This window comes from Paenibacillus paeoniae (genome assembly GCF_003388735.1).
Classification (GTDB): Bacteria; Bacillota; Bacilli; order Paenibacillales; family Paenibacillaceae; genus Pristimantibacillus; species Pristimantibacillus paeoniae.
This window is the reverse complement of the sequence record NZ_QUBQ01000002.1, coordinates 503,453-526,866: the sequence shown is the minus strand read 5'-3', so window position 1 is coordinate 526,866 and position 23,414 is coordinate 503,453. Positions and strand designations below refer to the sequence as shown.

General features: G+C 52.4%; 19 protein-coding genes. 16 read left to right on the top strand and 3 right to left on the bottom strand.

Going from position 1 to position 23,414, the window contains the following annotated elements; translation table 11 throughout:
- The first annotated feature begins 106 nt into the window (after positions 1-106).
- From DX130_RS14675 to DX130_RS14645, 7 genes are all read left to right on the top strand, one after another.
- Entirely contained in the window at positions 107-1,366 is a 1,260-nt protein-coding gene (locus DX130_RS14675; RefSeq protein WP_240644516.1) for an amidase domain-containing protein, read from the top strand.
- A gap of 46 nt (positions 1,367-1,412) precedes the next feature.
- A complete protein-coding gene (locus DX130_RS14670; RefSeq protein WP_116046601.1) occupies positions 1,413-2,585 on the top strand; it encodes a D-alanine--D-alanine ligase in 1,173 nt (390 codons plus the stop codon).
- A 96-nt stretch (positions 2,586-2,681) separates the two neighbouring features.
- Positions 2,682-2,999, top strand: coding sequence for a hypothetical protein (locus DX130_RS14665; protein ID WP_116046599.1), 318 nt, complete (start codon positions 2,682-2,684; stop codon positions 2,997-2,999).
- Positions 3,000-3,002: 3 nt separating this feature from the next.
- Entirely contained in the window at positions 3,003-4,025 is a 1,023-nt protein-coding gene (gene uvsE, locus DX130_RS14660) for a UV DNA damage repair endonuclease UvsE (protein WP_116046598.1), read from the top strand.
- Between the two features lie 2 nt (positions 4,026-4,027).
- On the top strand, positions 4,028-4,846 hold the full coding sequence (locus DX130_RS14655) for a sulfite exporter TauE/SafE family protein (RefSeq protein WP_116046596.1): 819 nt from the start codon (positions 4,028-4,030) through the stop codon (positions 4,844-4,846).
- 131 nt (positions 4,847-4,977) lie between these two features.
- Complete coding sequence (locus tag DX130_RS14650) at positions 4,978-5,832, top strand: inositol monophosphatase family protein (RefSeq protein ID WP_116046595.1); 855 nt, start codon at positions 4,978-4,980, stop codon at positions 5,830-5,832.
- A gap of 23 nt (positions 5,833-5,855) precedes the next feature.
- Positions 5,856-7,010: a PQQ-dependent sugar dehydrogenase gene (locus DX130_RS14645; protein WP_116046593.1), complete on the top strand. Its 1,155-nt coding sequence runs from the start codon at positions 5,856-5,858 to the stop codon at positions 7,008-7,010.
- A 303-nt stretch (positions 7,011-7,313) separates the two neighbouring features.
- On the opposite strand, the gene DX130_RS14640 is transcribed toward DX130_RS14645, so the two are convergent.
- The 3 genes from DX130_RS14640 to DX130_RS14630 form a co-directional block, all read right to left on the bottom strand.
- On the bottom strand, positions 7,314-7,796 hold the full coding sequence (locus DX130_RS14640; RefSeq protein WP_116046591.1) for a GNAT family N-acetyltransferase: 483 nt from the start codon (positions 7,794-7,796) through the stop codon (positions 7,314-7,316).
- 18 nt (positions 7,797-7,814) lie between these two features.
- A complete protein-coding gene (locus DX130_RS14635) occupies positions 7,815-9,125 on the bottom strand; it encodes a glutamate-1-semialdehyde 2,1-aminomutase (RefSeq protein WP_116046590.1) in 1,311 nt (436 codons plus the stop codon).
- Positions 9,126-9,243: 118 nt separating this feature from the next.
- The gene (locus tag DX130_RS14630; protein ID WP_116046588.1) at positions 9,244-10,323 is read right to left on the bottom strand and encodes an LCP family protein; all 1,080 of its coding nucleotides are present in this window, start codon (positions 10,321-10,323) and stop codon (positions 9,244-9,246) included.
- Between the two features lie 267 nt (positions 10,324-10,590).
- On the opposite strand from DX130_RS14630, the gene DX130_RS14625 reads away from it, so the two are divergent.
- From DX130_RS14625 to guaA, 9 genes are all read left to right on the top strand, one after another.
- On the top strand, positions 10,591-11,619 hold the full coding sequence (locus tag DX130_RS14625) for an ABC transporter ATP-binding protein (protein ID WP_116046586.1): 1,029 nt from the start codon (positions 10,591-10,593) through the stop codon (positions 11,617-11,619).
- Positions 11,616-12,410, top strand: coding sequence for an ABC transporter permease (locus tag DX130_RS14620; protein ID WP_116046584.1), 795 nt, complete (start codon positions 11,616-11,618; stop codon positions 12,408-12,410). The genes DX130_RS14625 and DX130_RS14620 overlap by 4 nt, the downstream gene beginning before the upstream one ends.
- A gap of 6 nt (positions 12,411-12,416) precedes the next feature.
- On the top strand, positions 12,417-13,208 hold the full coding sequence (locus DX130_RS14615; RefSeq protein ID WP_116046582.1) for an ABC transporter permease: 792 nt from the start codon (positions 12,417-12,419) through the stop codon (positions 13,206-13,208).
- A gap of 82 nt (positions 13,209-13,290) precedes the next feature.
- Positions 13,291-13,758 (top strand): thioredoxin-dependent thiol peroxidase, encoded by a 468-nt coding sequence (gene bcp / locus DX130_RS14610; protein ID WP_116046580.1) that lies wholly within the window; start codon positions 13,291-13,293, stop codon positions 13,756-13,758.
- A 980-nt stretch (positions 13,759-14,738) separates the two neighbouring features.
- Positions 14,739-16,241 carry a polysaccharide deacetylase family protein gene (locus DX130_RS14605; RefSeq protein WP_116046579.1) on the top strand — a complete coding sequence of 501 codons (1,503 nt, stop codon included), beginning with the start codon at positions 14,739-14,741 and terminating at the stop codon, positions 16,239-16,241.
- 171 nt (positions 16,242-16,412) lie between these two features.
- A complete protein-coding gene (locus DX130_RS14600; RefSeq protein WP_116046577.1) occupies positions 16,413-17,456 on the top strand; it encodes an AAA family ATPase in 1,044 nt (347 codons plus the stop codon).
- Positions 17,453-18,772, top strand: a complete 1,320-nt coding sequence (locus DX130_RS14595; RefSeq protein ID WP_116046575.1) for a DUF58 domain-containing protein — start codon at positions 17,453-17,455, stop codon at positions 18,770-18,772. Before DX130_RS14600 ends, DX130_RS14595 begins: the two co-directional genes overlap by 4 nt.
- Positions 18,759-21,509, top strand: coding sequence for a transglutaminase domain-containing protein (locus tag DX130_RS14590; protein ID WP_165861290.1), 2,751 nt, complete (start codon positions 18,759-18,761; stop codon positions 21,507-21,509). Before DX130_RS14595 ends, DX130_RS14590 begins: the two co-directional genes overlap by 14 nt.
- 308 nt (positions 21,510-21,817) lie before the next feature.
- Positions 21,818-23,356, top strand: coding sequence for a glutamine-hydrolyzing GMP synthase (gene guaA / locus DX130_RS14585; RefSeq protein WP_116046572.1), 1,539 nt, complete (start codon positions 21,818-21,820; stop codon positions 23,354-23,356).
- Positions 23,357-23,414: the final 58 nt, after the last annotated feature.

The window sequence follows — 23,414 nt, the reverse complement described above, 5'->3', positions numbered from 1 at the left end:
TATCACATGAATGGTCGTGTGTCTTCATATAATGAAGCAGTCAATCCTTGCCGCAGGGGCGTTCAGGCAGAAAGCGCCTACGCCAGGCAGAATCGGAGGGAACACGATGTCCAAATCAAGTAGCCGCCCATCCGCAGGCGGACGGAAGAAGCGCGCGGAGCGTGTGCCCAAAAACCGTGCCGCCGCGCCATCTACTGTGCTTGAACGGGAGTGGAAGCCAGCGGCCCCCGCCGCCTCTGTCCGAATGGAGCAAAGTGCCGGGCACGACATTCATGAGACACGTCCAAAACCAACAACCCTCATACAGGCATCCCCTCCGCGCGTTCATATTGCCGGAGACCGTGAGGAGTGGAAGTCCTCCATCCATCGATATGTCAGTCTTTATAATCAAGCTGAGACGGAACAGCATTCTCGCGTGCTTACCGATTATATGACTGATCTAGTCCACGGTCACAGGCTAACGAGCAGGCTGGAGAGGATGCGCGAGCGGGATTTGCTGCGCGGCGCTCTGTCCGCCGGCAGCGAGACGAAGGCGGAGCTTGTGCGGGTGAACGAATCCGCAAACGAAGTGTCCGTGCTGTTGAAGCTGCATGTAAAGCGCAGAGTAGAGCAGGGCGGGAGTTATTATATGGAAGAGCGTTATGAATACGAGCGGCTGTGGCTCTCTGCATCAGGCCGTCATTGGGATGTGCTGCAGGTCGAGCCGATCATTGCGGAGCGCAGGCCTCGCTTTGGTGTGTCGACGCTTGATTGGCACTCGGAGTCGGATTCGCCTTCGCATGACGAAGTCTACCTCATGCCGTCATTACCCTACTTAAATTATGACCTAATGCCTCCATTCAAAAACCGGATTACCGGCATTCGCTACAGGAGAGATTTGGCTGCGGCCTATGCGGACAGATGGTGGAATGACGGGAATCCATCCTATGAGCTATTCGACGTGAATTGCACGAATTATGTGTCCCAGTGTATCTTTGCAGGCAATGCCCCTATGAACTATACTGGTAAAAGGGGAAGCGGATGGTGGTACAAGGGACGAAGCAAAGGCGAGGAATGGTGGAGCTACAGCTGGGCGGTCTCGAACGCGCTGACCCAATATCTGTCGACTGCGCGCAAGTCAGGTCTTCGGGCCGAGCAAGTGCAATCGGCCGATCAATTGCAGCTTGGCGATGTCATTACATATGACTGGGCCGGTGACGGAAGGTATCAGCACAGTACGATTGTGACGGCCTTCGATGCAACCGGTCAACCTCTTGTAAACGCTAATACGGTTGCCAGCAGGCATCGTTATTGGGATTATCGGGATTCTTACGCTTGGACCCAAAGAACTCGTTACCGTTATTTTCATATACCCGATCTACTTTGAGCATGTAAGCTTGTAATGGAAATTATATTATACCGGAGGATAGACTATGGGGAGCAAAGCAAAAGTCGGACTCGTGTACGGAGGGAAATCCGGAGAGCACGAGGTTTCGCTGCAGACGGCATTCGCTGTCATGCGCGAATTTGATTACAACCAATACGAAATCAAACCTTTCTATATTACGAAACAAGGCGAATGGAGAAGCGGTGAGACGTTTCTGGCGGCGCCTGAATCGGTGGAATCGCTGCGCTTCGGAGATGTACAGGGCGCAACGTCCAGCCATTCGCTTGCCCCATTGTTCAGCGCGTTGGACCAGTCAGCCTTAACCGCTCTTCCGGCGGCAGGTCAAGCAAAGATCAGTGGACAACCGGCGGTGACCGAACAGAGGAGCGAGAGCGTGGATGTCATGTTCCCGCTCCTTCACGGCACATTCGGAGAAGACGGCACCATCCAAGGCTTATTCGAGATGGCCAACGTTCCTTATGTCGGAGCAGGAGTTCTGGCTTCTGCTGTAGGGATGGACAAGATTATGATGAAGAAGGTTTTTGCGCAGGAAGGCTTGCCGCAATGCATCTATCGTCATTTCAATCGGACGCAATGGGAGAAGGATGCTTCCTTCTTTGTGATGGAATGCGAAATTTCCCTTGGTTATCCGTGCTTCATTAAACCGGCCAATCTGGGGTCCAGCGTCGGCGTATCCAAGGCGAGGAACCGCGAGGAATTGATCGCGGCTGTCAATTACGCATTCCAATTCGACCGCAAGGTCATTGTGGAGGAATTTGTTGATGCGCGCGAGATTGAAGTCAGCGTGCTGGGGAACGATGAAGCAAAGGCGTCCCTTCCGGGCGAGATTGCTCCATCTAATGAATTTTACGATTATAAGGCCAAATATATTGATGGCAAGTCCACAATGGCCATTCCGGCGGAGCTGTCTCCTGAATTGACGGAATCAGCCAGGGAGATGGCCGTCCGTGCTTTCCAGGCTATAGATGGATCGGGGCTGTCTCGCGTCGACTTTTTCTTGCGGAAGGAAGACAATCAACTGCTGATCAATGAGGTGAATACGCTGCCGGGCTTTACCCCATTTAGCATGTATCCGCTGCTGTGGCGCGAGACAGGCGTTTCCTATAAGGAGCTTTTAAGCACGCTGATTCATTTGGCGCTTGAGCGGCATAGGGACAAGCAGCGAATCGATTTTACGGGAGAGTCGCTTAAAGGCTAAGACGTATGTTGGTTTCGAAACAAGCCGCGCAATGCTCCCGACAAGGAGTCTGTTGCGCGGCTATGCCATTATAGAGTGAAGAGAGGATGAAGTTGCATGGGATTTCAGACGGAGTTTAATTCGGTATGCAAATTCAAGTCGGAGCAGGAGCTATATGAATTGTTGGAATACGGCAAGGGTAAAATGGTAAAGAGCGGATTCCGCGTCTATCCGACGGGACAGAAGGTCATTGCCTACACGCCTAATAACGAGGCGATTGCGATTGTGCGCATTTCGGCTTCGATAGCAGAAATCAACTTTCAAGGCGAAGAAGTGACACAGGTCGAGATGGGGCTGGTGCGCAAGCTTACGGATGAAGAGGCGCGGGTGCAGACTGCGCTGGCATATGAGATGTTTTTCGGAGAGCGGGGCTAACGTATGATAGTCAGATTCGGCTTCGTGGCCATGACCCTGTTGCTGGAGAACGTCTCCCCATCCCGGACAATGACGTACAAAACGTTGTCCGGGATGGACGATCGGGAAGCTGGCCTGAGGCGGCTTGAGCGAATTGCGGAGGAGAATCTGGCGAGCACGCTGCGCATTTTGAAGCATAGCCATGCTCATGAAATTGCGATGTACCGTTTTTCATCCAAGCTGATTCCGCTTGCTACCCATGAAGGGGTGGCGGATTGGGACGCTTACGCGCCCTTGGCACCGTCCTTTCGGGATGTTGGCGATTACGTGAAGAAGACCGGAATGAGAGTGTCGTTCCATCCTGATCACTTCTGCGTATTCAGTACGCCGAGACCGGAGGTGCTGGTGAAATCGGAGCTGGATTTGGAGCATCACGTCCGCATGCTTGAGCTTATGGAACTGGACGAGCGAAGCAAGTGCAACATCCACATGGGCGGCGCCTACGGCGACAAGATCGTCTCCGGCGCCAGATTCATCGAGCAATTCGGCGCATTGTCCGCACGCATCAGGAACCGGGTTACGCTGGAGAATGACGACAAGACATTCAATGTCGCAGAAACGCTGGCAGCCGCAGAGACGGTTGGTGTCCCGATGGTGCTGGATATCCATCATCATGCCGTCAATACGGGCGGTATAGAGGAGGACGAGCTTCTAAGCGGCTTCTGGCCTCGTATTATGCGCACTTGGGAACTGGAGCGTAAGCGGCTTGGTCTTGCTAAAGAGAGCGATTTGCCTCCGAAAATTCATGCATCCAGTCCGAAAAGCTTGTCCGACCCCAGAGGTCATGCCGATTTTGTGGAGGCTGAGCCATTGCTCCGGTTTCTGAAGGGGGCTGCACGAAAGGCTTCAGCGGTCGATTGCATGCTGGAGGCGAAGAGCAAGGATGCTGCTCTGCTTCGGCTTATGGAGGATATGAAGGAGCTCGAGAAGAGAGGTGTAGGAGTTAAGGTCTTGGACGGAGCAAGCGTCGAGATTTCTCCTGATTAGCTATGGAATGGATATTACTCGTCTTATTGGGCGTTGTAGCGGCCATGTTCGGCAGCATTGTTGGGCTGGGAGGCGGTATTATTATCGTTCCCGCTCTGTTGTACATCGGCCCGTCGCTTATTGGAGCCCCTATCGACCATGCGGTTGCGGTAGGGGTATCTCTGTCCGTACTCGTTGTGACAGCGCTTGCATCTACGGTATCCTATGCTAAGCGGGGACTTGTAGATAAGCGGAGCGCATGGTTGTTTTTTGCGACGAGCGGACCGGGAGCCTTGGTGGGTGCAGCTATAACGGGCATGCTGCCGATGGGCGTGTTTCAGCTCGGATTTGGCATTTTTATGTTCGGTATGGCTGGTTTATTGATTGCTCGGGATTATATGAAACCGTTTACGAAAGAGTGGCCGATTAAGCGAGAGCTGATCGATGCATCAGGTGTTCGACACAGCTACAGCTATGGAATGCTGCCAGCGCTGGCTATCGGATTTGGCGTTGGCCTTATATCTGGACTGTTCGGAATCGGGGGCGGGTCGCTGTTCGTGCCCTTGATGGTATTATTGTTCCGGTTTCCGGCGCATGTGGCGACGGCCACGTCTATGTTTGTTATTTTTCTCTCGTCCATATTGGGAAGCGGCATGCATGTCGCGCTCGGGGAGATGAACTGGCTGCTCGTATTGGCCCTTGCTCCCGGTGCATGGATAGGCGGGAAGCTGGGTGCATACATAGCGATGCGCATGAGCGGGAAGGGGCTGTTGTGGCTTCTTCGGGTAACGCTGCTCGCTTTGTCGGTTCAGCTGATTTGGGAAGGAATCGCTCATTGGTGAGGCCCGATCTTTAGCGCAGCAGGCGAAACGCAGCACGGGCAATCTACGTATAGAAATAAGATAGATGTATTGTTGCAAATTCATAAATGATAGTGGGATGCCAAATTGTTAGGCAAGGAGAGTGATTGAAAGTGACGGAAGGGAACAATGCCTTCGTGGTTGGAAGCAAGAGCTTTACTGCTGTTGCCATTAATTGCGCAGCGAAGGCCGGGGAATGGATCATGACCAAGCTGGGCAATTACGCCAGCCTTGAAATAAAATATTCGGAGCACGACCTTGTAACTGAGGTGGACAAGGGTTCCGAGCGGCTTATCCGTAAGCTGATCGGTACACATTTTCCCCACCATTCTTTTCTGGGGGAGGAAGGATGCGAGCCTGGTCCGGAAGCTTCAGCGAAGGCGCTGGAGGAGGCACAGGATTCGGAATACTTATGGATTGTGGACCCTATAGACGGCACGACTAATTTCGTGCACGGCTTCCCTTTCTTCTGCGTGTCTATTGCCCTCGCTTATCGAGGAGAGGTCATCGTTGGCGTCGTGTACGACCCTATAAAGGATGAGCTGTTTATTGCTGAGAAGGGCAAAGGCGCTTACGTGCATGGCAAGCGAATGCAGGTAGCTGAGGATGCATCGCTGAAGGAAAGCTTGATCGCTACAGGATTGCCTGCGGAGAGGGAGTATGCACTGCCGCTTAATTTAAAGGGAATCAGTGAACTGGCCCCTCAGGTACGCAATTTGCGAGTGGCGGGCTCGGCCGCGCTGCATTTGGCCTATGTCGCCTCAGGACGACTGAGCGGTTTTTGGGAGATCGGACTGAATAGCTGGGATATGGCAGCAGGCGTGCTGCTTATTCAGGAGTCGGGCGGAGTGGTGACGGATACGAGCGGGGCGCCGTATACGCTTGGCGTACGCGATGTTGTAGCCAGCAACGGGTTATTGCATAAAGAGCTGGTGGAAGCATTGAAGAAAGCGGAAGCGGCGGAGTAGATTCGGAAAGGGAGGTCGATGGGATGAGCATTCGTCTGGTGAAGCTTGGGGCAGTTCTATTGCTGCTGTTTGTTACGCTAATTGCGTGCAGCGGTACAGGAGATAAGCCTAGTGAAGGGAATACGATACAAGCACCTGTCGCTACGGATCAGAAGTCGCCAGTCGTCTCCAATCCGGAGGAGCCTAACTCGTCTGAAGGGGCAAAAGAATCGTCCCCAATTCAGATTAGCGCTGGTCTTCGCATACCTTGGTCGATTGTATGGGATGGCGACGATATTTATTTGAGCGAACGGGAAGGCAATATCGTTCAAGTAAAGGATGGCGAAATCAAACGCCAAGCGGTGCGCCTCGGCAAATCCGTTCATCATGACGGAGAGGGCGGGTTTCTAGGCTTGCTGCTCGCTCCTGATTTTCACGATTCGGGACTTGCTTATGCCTATCATACTTATCGCGGATCAGAGGGTACGATGAACCGGGTTGTTCTGCTAAAGCGGGAAGGCTCGGAATGGGCAGAGGAACGGGCATTGCTGGAGGGCATTCCGGGCGATATGTACCATAACGGCGGACGAATGGCCTTTGGTCCTGACGGCATGCTTTACGTGACGACGGGGGATGCGCAAGTGACCTCGCTATCCCAGAATAAGGACAGTCTGGCCGGAAAAATCCTTAGGATGACGCTGGAAGGCGGCGTTCCTGACGATAATCCGATTCCAGGTTCTTATATGTATTCATACGGTCATCGCAATCCGCAAGGACTGGCGTGGACGAAGGATGGCATCATGTACAGTACGGAGCACGGGCCATCGGGCAGGCCGGGCGGACATGATGAGATTAACCGGATTGAGCGGGGCGGCAACTATGGCTGGCCTGTCGTCATCGGGGATGACCATTCAGAGGGAATGATTGCGCCGCTCTATCATACAGGTGATGAAGCGATCGCGCCGTCCGGTACGATTATCGATGACCAAGGCAGACTACTCATTGCTGCACTGCGCGGTGAAGCAATCTATCGTTATACGCCGGAGAGCGGTGAAATAGAAGCGATTCATGAAGGAGAGGGCCGGATACGCGACCTGGCGCTGAGGAATGGGACTTTATATTTCATAACGAATAACCGTGATGGTCGCGGTCAGCCATCCAGTACGGATGATCGACTTATCGCTATACCGTACCAATAGCAAGCTGCAAACGATAGAAGAAATAGAAAGAGACGCTGACCCCAAAGTAGGTATGTTTGCTTAAGGAGACAGCTCGCTTGATAAAAAATCATACGAGAAAAAGAAATAGCGATTCGGGGTAGTTCTCCCTGTCTCGCTATTTCTGCTTTCCGTTTGTTTGCCGCCTTCTTCCCTTTTGGGGCGATTCCGAGCATTTAGCATTGCTCTGCGATACTTTTTCGGTTTTCTGTCCTTTTGGCGCAATTAGTAGTGTGTGGCACGGCTATTCCGGATTTTGGGACAGACCCTTTCGTCCCTTGCTGATTAGGACTCAATTCTCTTGTACATGAAGATGTCATCTACGTACTGGCCGTTAAGGAAAAACTCTTCTATCAGCCTGCCCTGTATGTGGAACCCGCATTTTTCATAAAAAGCGATAGCAGACGTGTTGGTTGCCAGAACGCGCAGGGACAGCTTGCGCTTGCCGTGCTGCTTCCCCCAGTCATAAGCTGCATCCAGCAGCAGTCTTCCGGCGCCTGCTCCTCTGAATTGCGAGTCGACGCCAATGGCCAGTGTAATTACATGGATGTTCGAATCCATCTTGCCTTGTTGAAGACTAACGTAGCCGCAAAGCTGACCGTCGCACAGGGCCACAATCTCAGAACCGGGCGGATTGAACTTCCCGTATTCCTCTGGACTGTCCCAATGAATGGGGAGCGGTGAGTTTTCTTCGTTCCATAACACATTGTTCAGTTCGACTAGAGATGGAAAATCATCAGCTTCGGATAAGCGAGTGATAATAGTCATGTTGGATACATCTCCTTTCTATAGTGCAGCCATAGCGCGTTCCGCTGCTTCGATAGTCGCTTCAATATCCTCATCCGTATGAGCAATCGTCAGGAACCAGGCCTCGTATTTGGAAGGGGCAAGATTAACACCCTGATCCAGCATCAAGCGGAAAAACTTGCCGAACCGCTCGCCGTCGGTATCCAGCGCTTCGTCGTAATTCGTGACGGGATGATCGCAGAAGTGAGCGGAGAAGGAGCCGCGGATCTGATTGATCGTCAGCGGGATGCCATTCTTCTTGGCTGCCGCATGTAGGCCATCAGCCAGCTTCGAAGCGAGCCGATCCATTCGGTCATAGATGCCTGCTTCCTGCAGCACCTCCAGACAAGCGATGCCTGCGGAGATGGATGCAGGATTGCCGGCCATTGTGCCTGCCTGATAGGCAGGACCAAGCGGGGCCACCTGCTCCATAATATGGCGGCGTCCGCCATAGGCGCCGATCGGCAGCCCGCCGCCGATGATTTTGCCCAGCGCCGTCAAGTCTGGTTCGATTGCCGCATGGTCGGCGAAAGCGTGATAGGTTTGCGACGAGCCGTAGTGGAAGCGGAACGCGCTGATTACCTCGTCATAGATGACAAGCGCCCCGGCTTCGCGGGTCAGCTTGCACAGGCCTTCTAAGAAACCTTCATGCGGCATGACCATACCGAAGTTGCCGACAATCGGCTCTACCATAACCGCTGCCGTGTCGTCGCCCCAACGCTGTAAGGCTTGCTCTAGGGCGGCCAGATCGTTGAAGGGCACCGTAATGACTTCGTTTGCGATGCTGGTCGGGATGCCTGCGCTGTCCGGGATGCCGAGCGTGGAAGGGCCCGAGCCTGCGGCTACCAGAACGAGGTCGGAATGACCGTGGTAGCAGCCGGCGAATTTAATGATTTTGTTGCGTTTGGTATAGGCTCTGGCTACCCGAATAGTCGTCATAACCGCCTCTGTACCGGAGTTTACGAATCGCACCTTGTCCATCGAAGGAATGGCTTCCTTCAGCATGTGGGCCAGCTTGATCTCAAGCTCCGTCGGGGTGCCGTAGAGCGTCCCGTTTTGTGCAGCGCGTACGATAGCTTCTGTAATATGGGGATGGGCATGTCCGGTAATAATAGGACCATAAGCGGCCAAATAATCGATATAGCGGTTGTCATCTACATCCCAGAAATAAGCGCCTTCGGCACGTTTCATGAATACTGGAGCCCCTCCGCCTACGGCTTTGAATGAACGGGAAGGGCTGTTTACGCCTCCTACAATATGCTGCAGAGCCTCCTCATAGAGAAGCTCGGATGTGGGTCTATGTTTGGACATGACGATCATTCCTTTCGGTGTGCAAGCATTCTTTCAACTTAACTAGTTTAACCGAATCGGAGAAAGAGAAAAAGAAAAAGAGCACGGGATGTGCTCTTTTTCAAAAATAGATGATGAACTACCTGCTGCTTACCGCGCTGCCTGTGCTTCCCGATACGCCGCCGCCGCTTGCGGAGGTGCCGGCATTACTGCCATTCTCGTCAGGCGTCTCGGATGGCTCCGGAATCGAATCGTCCTTGGAGAGTACTTCCTGTACGTATCCCAGGAGCGCATCGGTGTCCCTAATTCCGATGACAGATGCGCCGGCGACTATTTTCTCTTGTACCAGCTCCATTGGCGGGATTTGTGCGGTGCCGCCTACATGGCTGTCGAGGCCAAGCTGAGCTAGCTTCAGCATATCGGATACACTCAGATTCGTTTCGATATAAGGCGAAATGCTGTTCAAAATTTCCTTCATGCGAATCAGGTTCCACGTGGACTGAAGCTCACCGGCTAGAGCCTTTAGGAAATTGCGCTGGCGCTCTGTCCGTGTGTAGTCGCTCATTGCGTCGTGACGGAAGCGGACGTACTGAAGCGCTTTGTCGCCGTCAAGCAATTGATAGCCTTTTTTCAAATTAATATCGTAGCGGTTTTTGTCCGCATTGTCTGTGTAACGCATGTCCTTTTCAACCTCGAAGTAAATGCCGCCGATCGTGTCGATAAGCGATTTGAATCCTTCAAAATCGGTATAGACAAAATATTGAATTTCAAGGCCGAGCAGATCGCCAACCGTCTTCATAGCCAGTGATGGTCCGCCTATCGTAATAGCGGAATTAATTCGTCCTTTGAAGCCTTTTTCACCGTAAGTATCCCGCAGGACAGAGAATAGATGGGCTTTTTTCGTAACGGGATCGAAGGAAGCAACCAATATAGAGTCCGAGCGCGCTACTTCGCCTTCTTTCGCATCACGCGCATCTCCACCGAGAAGCATGATGTTGACTCGCTCTTTGCCTTCCCATTTTGGAATTTCGACTGTTTTCTCCGGTTCTATGCCTTTGAATATCGATTCTTCCGGGTCCTTTTGGAAGCTATCCAGCCCGCTGATGATACCGGCGCCCCAAACGGCAGCTCCCGCTAGAAGAAGCACCACAACGACAGAGACGCTTATCCAAATCCACTTCCAATTGTTATTGTCTTTGCTGCTTGACCGTGTACGCATTGCGTTCGTTGGTCTCCTTTCACTCTACGCCGATTAGAATTGTTTCGTCTTCGATAGTGTCTGCCTGCTAGAGTACTACATATCCGTATCCTGGAATGGAACCTTGGGATCGGTTTAGCACAGTTTACGCATCGAGATAACTGATGTATGATTACATATCATAAAATTATAAAGCTCAGGACCAACCTGATGCAAGTTTTATCAATTAGGGAACAATATAGTCGCTATTTCCCAGGAAATGTCGAAGCGAGAGGAGCTGTTAACAGTATGCTGGCGATAGACGTTAAGGATCTGCGCAAAGAGTTTCGCGTACAAAAAAACCGCGAAGGCTTATCAGGCGCACTCAAAGATCTGTTTAAACGTGAGTATAGAGAAGTAAGGGCAGTCAAAGATATTTCATTCCAAATTCCGCAAGGTGAGATTTGCGGTTACATTGGAGAGAACGGAGCGGGCAAGTCAACTACCATTAAAATGCTGACCGGCATTCTTGTGCCGACTGCGGGCGAGCTGAAGGTGAACGGCTATGTGCCTTATAAGGATCGCGAAAAGTTTGTAAATGGCATTGGTGTCGTATTCGGTCAGCGATCGCAGCTATGGTGGGATATTGGCGTTATCGAATCGTTCCAACTGCTTCGCAAGGTGTATAGAGTACCGGAGGCCGACTTCCGCAAGCGGCTTAACAATCTGGTGGAACGGCTGGAGCTTGGCGATCTGCTGAATCGTCCTGTCCGGAAGCTAAGTCTTGGACAGCGGATGCGCTGTGAGCTTGTGGCATCACTGCTGCATAATCCCTCTATCCTGTTCTTGGATGAGCCGACCATCGGCCTTGATATTGTGGTAAAGACGGAGATCAGAGATTTTCTGATGCAGATGAACCGAGAAGAAGGCACGACCATTCTGTTGACCACGCATGATTTGCAGGATATTGAAGCACTGTGCTCGCGGGTTATTATGCTCGACGACGGTCGTGTTATCTATGACGGCGGATTGGACGAGCTGAAGACGAAGTGGAGCAAAGGGCGGGAGATCCAGTTCCAATTCGCCAATCAGACGCCAATCGCGAAGCTGAAGCAATTAACGGAAGGCATCAACGTGGGCTGGACGATCGAAAACGACGTAACGGCCAAGCTGTTCGTTCCGCATGAAGTAAGCGTTTCGGAGGCGATGGCGAGAGTCGTCGGCGGAGCGGATATTCGCGACATTAAAATATTTGAGACGAATACGGACGAGATTGTCCGGGGCATCTACCAGTCGGGTTCGGCAGATGTTGCTAAGAAGGAAGTCGCCACGTCATGATGAGCGCGTATTTCGATTTCATACGAATCCGGTTTCTGATGATGCTGGCTTACCGGGTCAACTATTACAGCGGGATTATTATTTATGCCATTAATATTGGTGCTTATTATTTCTTGTGGCAGGCCATCTACGGAAGCCAGGATACGCTAGCTGGCTTTACCGTGGCGCAGATGACAACCTATATCGCCGTATCATGGATGGCACGTGCGTTCTACTTCAACAATCTCGACCGCGAGATTGCGAATGAAATTAGGGACGGCAGCGTAGCGGTGCAATTGATCCGTCCGTATAACTATTTGTTTGTGAAGATGATGCAGGGCTTTGGAGAAGGGTTGTTCCGACTGCTGCTCTTTATGGTGCCTGGCTTGTTCATCGTCTGTCTGATTTTCCCGGTATCACTACCTACAGATCCGAAGGTATGGCTGATTTATCTCGTCATGCTGTTTCTAAGCTTTCTGATCAACTCCCAGATCAATATTATGACCGGCCTGTTCGCGTTCTTCGTGGAAAATAACGAGGGCATGATGCGGATGAAACGTGTCATGGTCGATCTGTTCTCCGGCGTAGTTGTGCCGATCGCGTTTTTCCCCGGCTGGCTGTCGGGCATTATGGAGTGGCTGCCGTTCCAGGCCATCACCTATTTGCCCAGCTCGTTCTTCACCGGCAGAACGCCGCTTGAAGAGGCGGGGAGCGTTATATTGCTGCAGCTGTTCTGGTTCTTGCTGCTGCTAATTCCGATCTGGCTGACATGGCGTTCAGCGCGCAAGCGTCTGTTCGTGCAAGGAGGGTAACCGAGAGTGAGATATGCATCGTTATTTTGGGAGTACATTAAGAACTACGCCAAAACCCGGCTTACCTATCGTGCCGACTTCTGGATCGAGGTGATCTCCGATCTGCTGTTCCAAGGGATGAATCTGATCTTTATTCTGATCGTGTTCCAGCATACGGCTTCGCTTGGCGGATGGTCAGAGCTTGAAGTGGTATTCGTCTATGGCTTCTTCATGATTCCGTACGGCATCTTCGGCACACTGTTCAGTATCTGGAACTTCAGCGAACGCTATATCGTAAAGGGAGAGATGGATCGGGTTCTGACTCGGCCGGCTCATAGCCTGTTCCAGGTGCTGTTCGAGAATGTCGATCCGCAATCGCTGATTGGTTCGCTCGTTGGCGCAGGCATTATGGCGTATTGTTGGGGGCAGATGGGACTGCCGTTCAGCTTCATGGATTTAGTCATGCTGTTCTTGTTCATTATCGGGGCGGTCTTGATCTATGCGGGCTTGTATACGGCGCTCAATGCGATTTCGTTCTACAGCGACGCGCCGACGGGCATTGTACCACTCATGTACAACATACAAAACTATGGCCGATATCCCGTTAATATTTACAATAAAATTATCCGTTTTATGCTGACCTGGCTGCTGCCATTTGCTTTTGTCGGCGTTATTCCGGCTTCTTATTTCCTGGAACAGAAGAGCGATGATCTTTCCCAGTTGGCGCTGTTAACCCCGGTTATGGGCTTGATCGTATTCGGGCTGGGTCTAGCTTTCTGGAATCATGGCGTGAAGCGATATCGCGGAGCGGGTTCATAGCACGCAGAGCGGGGACCAGCCAAGCGGTACAGGGTCCTGGCCAAGTGGAGCGGGGTCATAGCAATAGGAAGGAGAGCACGCAATGTCACTTGAATTGGGGAAAAAAGCACCAAAGTTCAAGCTTCCTGCTTCAAATGGGGAGACGGTATCCCTTATCGATTTGAGAGGGCGCAATGTTGTCATCTTTTTCTATCCGAAGGATATGACGGCGACCTGTACGGTGCAGGCTTGCGATATGCGAGACGTCTACTCGGAGTTTGTCGATGCGAATACGGTTGTCCTTGGCATAAGCGGGGACAGTGTCAAATCGCATTTGAACTTTATTGCGAAGAAGGAGCTGCCTTACTTGCTGCTGGCTGATGAGGAGCATCGGGTATGCGAGCAATACGGCGTATGGCAGCTGAAAAAACTGTACGGTAGAGAGTACATGGGCATCGTTCGTTCTACGTTCCTTATTGACGCCAAAGGCAATCTTGTGCGCGAGTGGCGCAAGGTAAAGGTGAACGGACATGCTCAGGAAGTGTTGGAAGCGGCGCGAAGTTTGAAGTAACTTACTCTTCCATGGCTATTAGCTGGTAATTAGCGGTTGTGCTTACTGCAAGCTGCCCTCTGCTGCCGTGGGGAGTAATATCATGTAAATAAGAGCGAGATTCGACGTTGTAACAGCGTCGAATCTCGCTCTTTTTGTTTAGTAAGTAGTATGAGGGTGGGACAGCTTGAGGGTGTGAGCGCAGAGAATGAGCGTGTGGCTGCGGAAAAGTAGTTAGGTCGTTGAAAACGACTTAGATACTCCGATGTGGCGTTCGAACGGTAATTAGGTCGCTGAGAACGACTTAGATGCACGGATGTAGCGTCCGAGCGGTGGTTAGGTCGTTGAAAACGACTTAGAAGCACCGATATGGTGTTTGAGCGGAAGTTAGGTCGCTGAGAACGTCTTAGATGCACGGATGTAGCGTCCGAGCGGTGGTTAGGTCGTTGAGAACGACTTAGAAGCACCGATATGGCGCTCGAACGGTAATTAGGTCGCTGAGAACGACTTAGATACACGGATGTAGCGTCCGAGCGGTGGTTAGGTCGTTGAGAACGACTTAGAAGCACCGATATGGCGCTCGAACGGTAATTAGGTCGCTGAGAACGACTTAGATGCACGGATGTAGCGTCCGAGCGGTAGTTAGGTCGTTGAAAACGACTTAGAAGCACCGATATGGTGTTTGAGCGGAAGTTAGGTCGCTGAGAACGTCTTAGATGTTCTGACGAGCAGTAGGATGGGAGTTAGGAAAAACGATAATTAGCTCGATTAATCAATAGAGTGATGAAATAAGTCGTCAAAATGGGCTGAGGCGGATTAATAGGGTGAAGCAATGTGTGAAAACAAGTCAGATAACAGCGTGTGAACGTTGAAGAATAGGCGTGGGAGTAGGCTTTTGGCGTTAGTGCGAAATATGATAATTAGTGGCATTTACTAGAGGCTTGTTTCATATACTCTATCAATTCGAATAAGAACCATTTTGATGATAGAGAAGGGTGGAAATGACGATGCAACGAGTAGTGAAAGCATCCATTTGTGCGGCAGTATTTTGGTTTGGTGTGATGGAGTTTGGTGGCAGTCTGTTGTACAAAAGTGAAGCGGCTCGCAATTTGGAGCATTCCAGCTATGTCCAGACCGTCTCCCACCAATATGATGCGCGTCCGTTGCTTGGGGAACCGTCCTCCGGTGAGGTTCAGGGGAATCGGGAGCCTATTGAGGCTAAAAACGGGAAGGAACAACTGATCTTGCTCTCCAGAGGCAAGAAAGCCGATATCGGTAACATTCCACAAAAAAATGGACATATAGAGAACGACAGCGACGATCGGTCGGTTACTCAAGACGGCAGTGTCAGCAACAAGGCGGAAGGGGGCCATAGCAACCATGGAACGACAGGCGAGGGAGACAGTGTTAATCAGACCTCCAAAACAGCGAATCAACCCTCCGAGCCGGAATCTGCGGTAAACAAAAAAGTTATCTATTTGACGATTGATGACGGTCCGAGCAAGCACACGCCTGAGGTACTTGATATTTTGCAGCGCGAGGGGATAAAGGCGACGTTTTTTGTACTGGGCGAGCAAGTGGAGCGCAATCCAGACATAGCCAAAAGGATCGTAGAGGAAGGCCATGCCATCGGCAATCATACGTACGATCATCATTATGATAAGCTTTATGGCAGCTTTTCTGAATTTGCCAAGCAGGTGATGCGGACCGACGATGCGATCTATGCCGCAACGGGAGTGCGGACGACGTTGGTTCGGGCGCCGGGTGGCACTTATTCGAACTTTGATCAAGGTTACTTTGATGCGCTGGGAGCAGCAGGATATCGCGTACATGATTGGAATGTGGATAGCGGTGACTCCAAGCGTCGAGGCGTTCCGTCTTCGGAGATTATGGCGAACATTAAAAAGTCCAAACTGCCTGACACACTTAATGTGCTTGTCCATGACAGCGCAGGCCATGAAGAATCCGTAAAGGCATTGCCTGCCATTATTCACTATTACAAACAGTTAGGATTTTCATTTGAGACCCTTGACCACAACGTGAAGCCTATACAATTCCAATTGGCAAGCAAGTCGAAATGGGCGAGAGGGAAAGTGAAAGAGGGAGATAAGACGGCGATTGTCCAATTCGGCAAAGCGCTCGACGCAAGCGGTGCGCGTCAACAGTGGGCAGATAAAGAGCCTTCTCTCATTGTTCATCGCGGCGAGGAGTCCTTGGTGCTCCGGGCAGGGCAATATCAACTCATTAAAGGCTCTATCCATGTTCCGCTTATGGAACTGGTGGAATGGATGGGAGGAGCTGCTGAGCAAGATGAGCAATCCGGAGTTGTGGAAGCAAGTCTGTCAGGTAAAAAACTGTTCTGGATGATGGATTCATGGCCGCCGTCCGATCATGAAAGTGCACGTCCAGAGGTGCCATTGCGGTCCATGCTTGGACAGTTCGGCATTGATATTGAGGATTATGCGATCACGAAGGATCGACGCGAGGTCTGGATCAAACAATAGAGGATTTGAGAATTAGATAGGTAAAAGCGAGTTTGAGAATTAAAGAAAGAATGGGAGAGTGGCAATTGAGGCGTTTTTATGGGACAGAATACGAATCTAGCAGGTCTAAAGGGTGATAAAGCTGGCGACACTGAAAAATAGATAGATTTATTTTTCAGGAGGCGAGAGTACATGATCACTTCCCATTTATATGAGGGCCATGAAGACAACCCGCGACCGGAGCATGCGATTCATTGGGCCGAGCCGCCGCAGACGCTGCTTCGCCGGCTATTGCACAAGGTAGATTCGGTGCTGCTGGGCAAACAAGATACGATTAAATATACGCTGACAGCTTCGCTGGCAGGCGGGCATGTGCTGCTGGAGGATGTGCCGGGCGTTGGCAAAACGCTGCTGGCGGGTGCTTTTGCGCGTGCGGTTGGCGGTGAGTTCAAACGGATACAATTTACATCCGATATGCTGCCTGCGGATGTGATTGGCGGCGTCGTATTGGATACGCGCACCCAGGACTTGGTCTATCGGCCGGGGCCAATTATGGCCAATGTCGTGTTGGCAGATGAGATTAACCGTGCTTCATCACGCACGCAATCAGCGCTGCTGGAAGCGATGGAAGAGCGCAGAGTAACCATTGAAGGCAAGACGAGAAGGCTGCCTGTGCCATTCATGCTTATTGCTACACAGAACCCGCTTAGCTTTGAAGGAACGAGTAGCCTGCCGGAAGCTCAGCTTGACCGTTTTATGATGAGATTATCGATCGGTTATCCCGGTGTGGAGCATGAACAACGTATGCTGGAGCAATATGCCGATGGAAAAAGACTGGAGCCAGAGCGGCTGCGGCCGGTCGTCGCTGTACAGGAATGGCTGCAAATGCAAGCCGAAGCGAGGCAAGTTCATGTCCATCCCGCACTTATGCGCTACATGGTAGCAATTGGCGAAGCGACAAGAAGATCACCGGACGTGTTGCTTGGGCTAAGCCCACGCGCGCTTAGGGATTGGCTTCGCGCATCGCAGGCTCATGCCTATGTGGAGGGCAGAGGGTATGTCATTCCCGATGATTTGCTTGCTGTATCCGAGCCAGTGCTGGCTCATCGCATGGCGTTGCGCGCCGGGTCCGCTCGTCAAGGGGGAAGCGCTGCGGCGCTGATCCGCCGTATTACGAGAGAGACGCCGTTTCCGAAGGAAGTATCCCCCGGCTCAGGAAGAGGGAGACGGCCATGACAAGCGGTGTCCGATACCGTACGAGATGGGCGGCGTGGACGGTCTTGGTAGTCGGGCTGATAGGCGCGGGGTTTGCGGCTGTCATCCGGGGCGGGGCTGTGGAGTGGTTTATGTTTGTATTATTAGCTGGCATAGCGGCTTTAAGCGGCTGGTTGCCGCTAGCAGCTTCCAGAAGCATAACGTTAGAACGCCTGGTGTCCGAGACGGAATTAACAGCCGGAGAGTCGGTTCAAGTCTCTTTGCGCATAGAGCGTATGTGGCGAATCCCGATGGTGTGGATAGCAATCGAGGAAAGTGTGAGGAATACGAGTTCGCTGGGTGAACGGACCGTTCCTTATACTACGGTCATAGCTCCGATGTTCGGCAAAAGGGCCGCTTTGCACTATTCGATCAAGGAACTGGCGCGCGGTGTTCATCAGTTTGGTGCAGTTACGGTTACTTGCGGCGATCTCTTTGGGCTGACAGCCTTTCGAAAAGAGATATCGCTTACGACGGAGTTCGTTGTGCTGCCTTCATTGCCGCTGTATGAAGAAGGGGGACTGTTTCAGCCATCGGGTCAGGGGCAATCGGACTCGTCCGCATATGCGGTGTCTGCCAGAGGAGGCGGCGAAGGTACGGATGCGTACGCGGGGTTGTTGGGCAAAGCTGGGTTGGGGCCGGATAGCCGTCCCTATCGCGAAGGAGACTCGCTTCGGCATCTTGATTTCAGAGCGGCGGCAAGAGGGCGCGGCATGTATACCAAGCTGTATGATGGCGATGAGACTAGGACGGAACGGTTCGTTGTCGTGGATTCATTCAAGGCATCTTTTAAAGGAGACAGCGGACTCTTCGATGCTTGTATTAGCCACGCTTTGCTTGATGTTCAGCAAAACGTAGAAGCGGGCGCCGCTGTCAGGCTGTATGCGGATGAATGGACTTATCATGTATCGGGAGTCTCTGGCCACGAACAATTGGCTCGAATGTCAGAGCTGAAGCATATGCTCGCTCGCTTGACCCCTTCGGAAGTGGGGTCGGAATGGCCGGGAGTTGCCGATTTGGATGAGGACCAAACTAGCAGGGATCGTGTGTTAACCGTGTATTCAGCGGACTGGCATCATGCGGGGCGCTGGCTGAAGCTGGCGGATCGTGTCAGCGAATGGGGCTGTACGCTGGAGTTGTATTGGATATCGAGAAGCGCTGTTCCGTCATATGCCATGCGAGAGACGGGGCGTCTTCTGGAGGCAAGCGGCATGGACTGTTACTGGCTGCATGTTACGCAAAGCAAGGAAGCGTGGACTTCCGCCGGTAAGGGGGAAGACGCCTATGCTTTGGGATAAAGGAGGGGGTCGCTCGGCCTCAGAGGATTCCATCTTCTTCAGATTCATGACGAGCCTGCTGTTGTTCGGCTTGCTGGCGGAATGGCTGCTTCCATGGACGACCGCCGGAGAGTGGCCGGTTATCTATCGGCCTGTGCCTTTGCTTGCTGTCATCGGTTGTATATTGGCGGCTGGCATATTCCGTATGAAGGGCTTTTGGTCCGTTGTGGTACATACGGTGCTAATAGTGCTTAGTTTAATGTGGCTGTTCAAAAGCCATGATCAGAGCATGATGGAATGGATAGTGAGCTTCCCTGTTCTTATAGGCGAGCAAGTAGCGATGATTGTAAAAAGCGGGCTATGGGTCATGTCGGGAGAATTACGGACATTGATGTTATTCGTAGGTTGGGCGATGCTTGCGCCGGCCTTGCAGTCTTTGATTTGGCTGCGCCAGGCGGCGCTTGGGATCGCTGCTGTGACCATCGTTTACTTGCTGACGCTGCATGCTTGGCTTGGCATGGATGTGCTGGGGGGGCTGATTCGCGCAGCGGCAGAAGGGCTGCTGCTGTCAACGATCGTATCGTTGCCCAGGGCCAGACGTATTTTGGACGCGGGTATGGAGAGATTGAAGCAAGTGGAGGGGAAATGGTTAGCCGGCTCCTTGTTCACTTTGATTATTATCGTCGGTATCGCGCTGCTTGCTGCAGGAGGCAAAGAGCGGACGATGGAGCCGGCGCGATGGACGTCCTCTGTGACGGAACGGCTGGAACGCGGCATCGCTTCGCTAGGTCGTGATGGAGGCAGTGTGACGACGCTTAGAGGGATGAATTCCACAGCGCTAGGCAGCGGTCTGACCGGCTATGGCTTTGATGATACAGCTTTGGGCGGGGCGATAAGCGATCAAGCGAACGTAGTATTTTGGGGTTACTCTCCTCTGCGTACTTATTGGCGCGGCGAGGCAAAGGCGGTCTATGACGGGAGAGGCTGGAGCAACTCTGATAGCGAGCTTGGATTGCTGCCGGTTCGGATGAAGGATGAACAAGCAATTTCGGACGCAACAGCCGGAGAAAAAGGGGAGCGTAATTCGGGTGCGGTGAAAAGCGAGTTCATCTCGCAGACGATTATGTGGGATCGTCCAATTCCTGCTATGCCGATCTTTATGTCGGGAATCGAAGGCAAGGTAACGGAGCTGATCGCCTCTGACCCGCGGCGGAAGCTGAGCAGCTATGCGGTTAATGAAAAGCTGGATGCTTTTTATGCACAGTCGGAAATGGTTAAGCTGGAGCAATATACGGTACAAAGCCGGCTGCCCGTCACGGACGCAGAGACATTGAGAGCTCTGGAGCCCGATTCGGAGCTTGCGCAAGGACAGGGGGGTGGAGGGAAGGAGCTGGCGGAGGAAGAGCTGGAGCCCTTCCTCCAACTGCCGGATACATTGCCTGACCGTGTTCGCGCGCTGGCCTCGGAAATTGCAGGTGGCGGGGTTACAAGCCGTTATGATCGAGCGAAGGCGATCGAGCAGTATTTGAAGTCTTCGTACCGTTACTCCAAGTCGGAAAGCCAGATCCCGTCTGTTGGCGAAGATTTTGCAGATCATTTTCTGTTCGAGCAAAAGAGCGGGTATTGCGTCCATTTCTCGACTGCGATGGTGGTGATGCTTCGAGCGGAGGGCATACCTGCCAGATGGGTTAAAGGGTTTGCGCCAGGCACGCCAGTTAGCGAAGAGAATGCCCGGAAAGCAAGCGGAAGCGCAGCAAAACAAGCTGCGCAGCTCTACGAAGTGAAAGGCACGGATGCCCACGCCTGGGTAGAGGTGTATTTCCCAGGCGCAGGCTGGGTGCCGTTTGATCCGACGCCGGGTTATGACGGCGTCGCCGGGGTTGCTTTCGCTGCCAATGGTTTCAGCGGCGGGCAGGGTATTGCGGCAGCGGCGGGGAGCGGTGCCGCTGCCGGAAGCGCTGCGACCGGCGCGGGCAACGCCTCGCTGGTCGAGCGCCTGGAGGCGGCTGCGGAGAGAAGCGCCGCAGCCATCTCCCGCGGAGCGCGCGCCGCCATGGGCGCAGCGGCGCAAGCTTGGGACCGCGCAGCGGAGGCGCCGATTGCGGCTGCCGCGGCGGTGCTTGTTGCGCTGGCGCTAGTCGCCGCCGCGCTTATTGGCGCGCAGCGGCAGCAGCTGCGCCTGCTGCTGGCGCTGCGCCGCTATCGCGCGGCAAGCGCCGAAGTAGCGGCGCTTGCCCGCGCATCAACTAAGGATGAAGCAGAGGACATTCGTCCTGCTTCATCAAACGATCCCTCGGCGTGGAGCGAGAAGAGGTCTTCAGCTCCATTGTCATGGAGTGAAGATGGAGCAGGGAGCCTCGGGCCAAGAAGACCAAGGGCCGCTATCGCGGCTATAGCTGCCGTGGAGTGGCAGCGCAGCAGTTTGATCGATGTCGCAGAAGCTTCTCTCGAACTGCTGTGGCACAGGCGCAAAAAACTTCTGCGCAACAGAAACGAAGAGCTGGAGCAATTAACTGACGCGATTACGATCCGCGAGTTAGCCCGTTTGTTCAGCTTGCGTATGGATGCGGAGACGGGGCTGGAGTTAAACAAACTGTCTATGTGGCTAGAAGCGGCAAGTTTTGGTGCGCCGGGGCAGTTAGCTAATATGCCCGCATACGAAGAACTGCGCGCCGTCTGTACGAAGCTTTCTGCTTGGAAGGACACTAAGCACGACAAGAAGCAATCATCACCCATGTTCACTGGCGACGCTCAGTAGCCAGGTAGCCTGAACTTAAAAACTGTCCCATCGTTCCTTATTGTTGACGGGGCAGTTTTTTTGTAGGGCAGCTTGGAGGAGCGGCACACAGATGTATACGAACAACAGATCCATTCCAGAGACGGCGATATCATCATTACATACACCAAAAACGCACCATATTTCGGTAATCAATCCAACTTGGCAACAACGAAGGCAACCGCCCGATAGTCAAAATGGTCATCTTATAGAAATGGCAAGTTATATCGCCTTGACTCCCTCGAAGGGCCTTATATATAATTACTACATCAATTGAGGGAGGCTCGGTAATGACGAAGCAAAATGAAATGATCGTTGTTCTTGATTTTGGAGGACAATACAACCAGCTGATTGCACGCCGTATTCGCGATTTGGGCGTATATAGCGAGCTGCTGCCTTACAACACGTCGGTAGAACGGATCCGTGAATTGCAGCCTAAGGGCATTGTGTTCTCGGGAGGACCGGCAAGCGTATATGAAGAAAATTCTCCACTCGTCGACCCGGCGATTTATGATCTGAACATTCCAATTTTCGGAATCTGCTACGGTATGCAGCTGATGTCCCATCAGCTGAACGGCAAAGTCGAGCGCGCAGGCAAACGCGAATACGGCAAAGCAGAGGTTGAATTCATAGAGGGCAGCCACATCGCCCATGGCCTTGACCGTGTCCAAACGGTATGGATGAGCCACAGCGATCTTGTTATCGAGCCGCCTGCCGGCTTCAGCATAGATGCGAGCACGGAGCATGCTCCGATCGCGGGCATGAGCAATGCAGACCGTAAGCTGTATGCGGTACAATTCCACCCGGAAGTGCGTCACTCCCAGTTCGGCAATGAGATGATCCGCAACTTCCTTTATAATATCTGCGATTGCGATGGGGATTGGACGATGGAATCCTTCATCGATGATACGATACAAGACATCCGCAACCAGGTAGGCAACAAAAAAGTGCTGTGCGCGCTTTCCGGCGGCGTAGACTCTTCAGTTGTTGCGATCCTGCTTCATAAAGCAATCGGCGATCAACTCACTTGCATGTTCATTGACCATGGTCTTCTCCGCAAAGGTGAAGCTGAAGGTGTAATGGAGACATTTGTGGGCAAATTCGATATGAAAGTGCTCAAAATCGATGCGAAAGACCGTTTCCTTGGCAAGCTGAAGGGCGTCGAAGATCCTGAGCAAAAACGTAAAATTATCGGCAACGAATTTATTTACGTGTTCCAGGAAGAATCGGATAAGCTGGACGAATTTGAATTCTTGGCGCAAGGTACGTTGTATACGGATATCGTAGAGAGCGGTACAGCTACTGCCCAAACGATCAAATCGCATCACAACGTAGGCGGGCTGCCTGAAGATATCAAGTTTACACTTGTTGAGCCGCTTAAGGCTCTGTTCAAGGATGAGGTTCGTAAAGTCGGCGAAGAGTGCGGATTGCCTGAAGCTATCGTATGGCGTCAGCCGTTCCCAGGTCCGGGTCTTGCGATTCGCGTACTTGGTGAAGTGACGGATGAAAAACTCGAAATCGTACGTGAATCCGATGCTATTCTGCGCGACGAGATTGCGAAAGCGGGACTGGATCGCGAGATCTGGCAATACTTCACGGCTCTTCCTAACATGAAGAGCGTTGGCGTTATGGGCGATGCTCGTACGTATTCCTACACGGTAGGTATTCGTGCTGTTACGTCCATCGACGGCATGACAGCGGACTGGGCGCGTATCCCTTGGGATGTGCTGGAGAAAATCTCCGTTCGTATCGTCAACGAGGTCGACAACGTCAACCGTATCGTGTACGACGTGACTTCCAAACCGCCTGCGACCATTGAGTGGGAGTAGATCAACCATCTACATTTTTCAAACCTGTCATATGCTTTGCAATATAAGCTGTATGACA

Bases quoted from the DNA above. Each gene is read 5' to 3' on its own strand.
- DX130_RS14645 (WP_116046593.1), top strand. From the start codon at position 5,856: ATGAGCATTCGTCTGGTGAAGCTTGGGGCAGTTCTATTGCTGCTGTTT.
- DX130_RS14665 (WP_116046599.1), top strand. From the start codon at position 2,682: ATGGGATTTCAGACGGAGTTTAATTCGGTATGCAAATTCAAGTCGGAG.
- DX130_RS14635 (WP_116046590.1), bottom strand. From the start codon at position 9,125: ATGTCCAAACATAGACCCACATCCGAGCTTCTCTATGAGGAGGCTCTG.
- DX130_RS14675 (WP_240644516.1), top strand. From the start codon at position 107: ATGTCCAAATCAAGTAGCCGCCCATCCGCAGGCGGACGGAAGAAGCGC.
- DX130_RS14600 (WP_116046577.1), top strand. From the start codon at position 16,413: ATGATCACTTCCCATTTATATGAGGGCCATGAAGACAACCCGCGACCG.
- bcp (WP_116046580.1), top strand. From the start codon at position 13,291: ATGTCACTTGAATTGGGGAAAAAAGCACCAAAGTTCAAGCTTCCTGCT.
- guaA (WP_116046572.1), top strand. From the start codon at position 21,818: ATGACGAAGCAAAATGAAATGATCGTTGTTCTTGATTTTGGAGGACAA.
- DX130_RS14590 (WP_165861290.1), top strand. From the start codon at position 18,759: ATGCTTTGGGATAAAGGAGGGGGTCGCTCGGCCTCAGAGGATTCCATC.
- DX130_RS14595 (WP_116046575.1), top strand. From the start codon at position 17,453: ATGACAAGCGGTGTCCGATACCGTACGAGATGGGCGGCGTGGACGGTC.
- DX130_RS14630 (WP_116046588.1), bottom strand. From the start codon at position 10,323: ATGCGTACACGGTCAAGCAGCAAAGACAATAACAATTGGAAGTGGATT.
- DX130_RS14625 (WP_116046586.1), top strand. From the start codon at position 10,591: ATGCTGGCGATAGACGTTAAGGATCTGCGCAAAGAGTTTCGCGTACAA.
- DX130_RS14670 (WP_116046601.1), top strand. From the start codon at position 1,413: ATGGGGAGCAAAGCAAAAGTCGGACTCGTGTACGGAGGGAAATCCGGA.
- DX130_RS14620 (WP_116046584.1), top strand. From the start codon at position 11,616: ATGATGAGCGCGTATTTCGATTTCATACGAATCCGGTTTCTGATGATG.
- DX130_RS14605 (WP_116046579.1), top strand. From the start codon at position 14,739: ATGACGATGCAACGAGTAGTGAAAGCATCCATTTGTGCGGCAGTATTT.
- uvsE (WP_116046598.1), top strand. From the start codon at position 3,003: ATGATAGTCAGATTCGGCTTCGTGGCCATGACCCTGTTGCTGGAGAAC.
- DX130_RS14655 (WP_116046596.1), top strand. From the start codon at position 4,028: ATGGAATGGATATTACTCGTCTTATTGGGCGTTGTAGCGGCCATGTTC.
- DX130_RS14640 (WP_116046591.1), bottom strand. From the start codon at position 7,796: ATGACTATTATCACTCGCTTATCCGAAGCTGATGATTTTCCATCTCTA.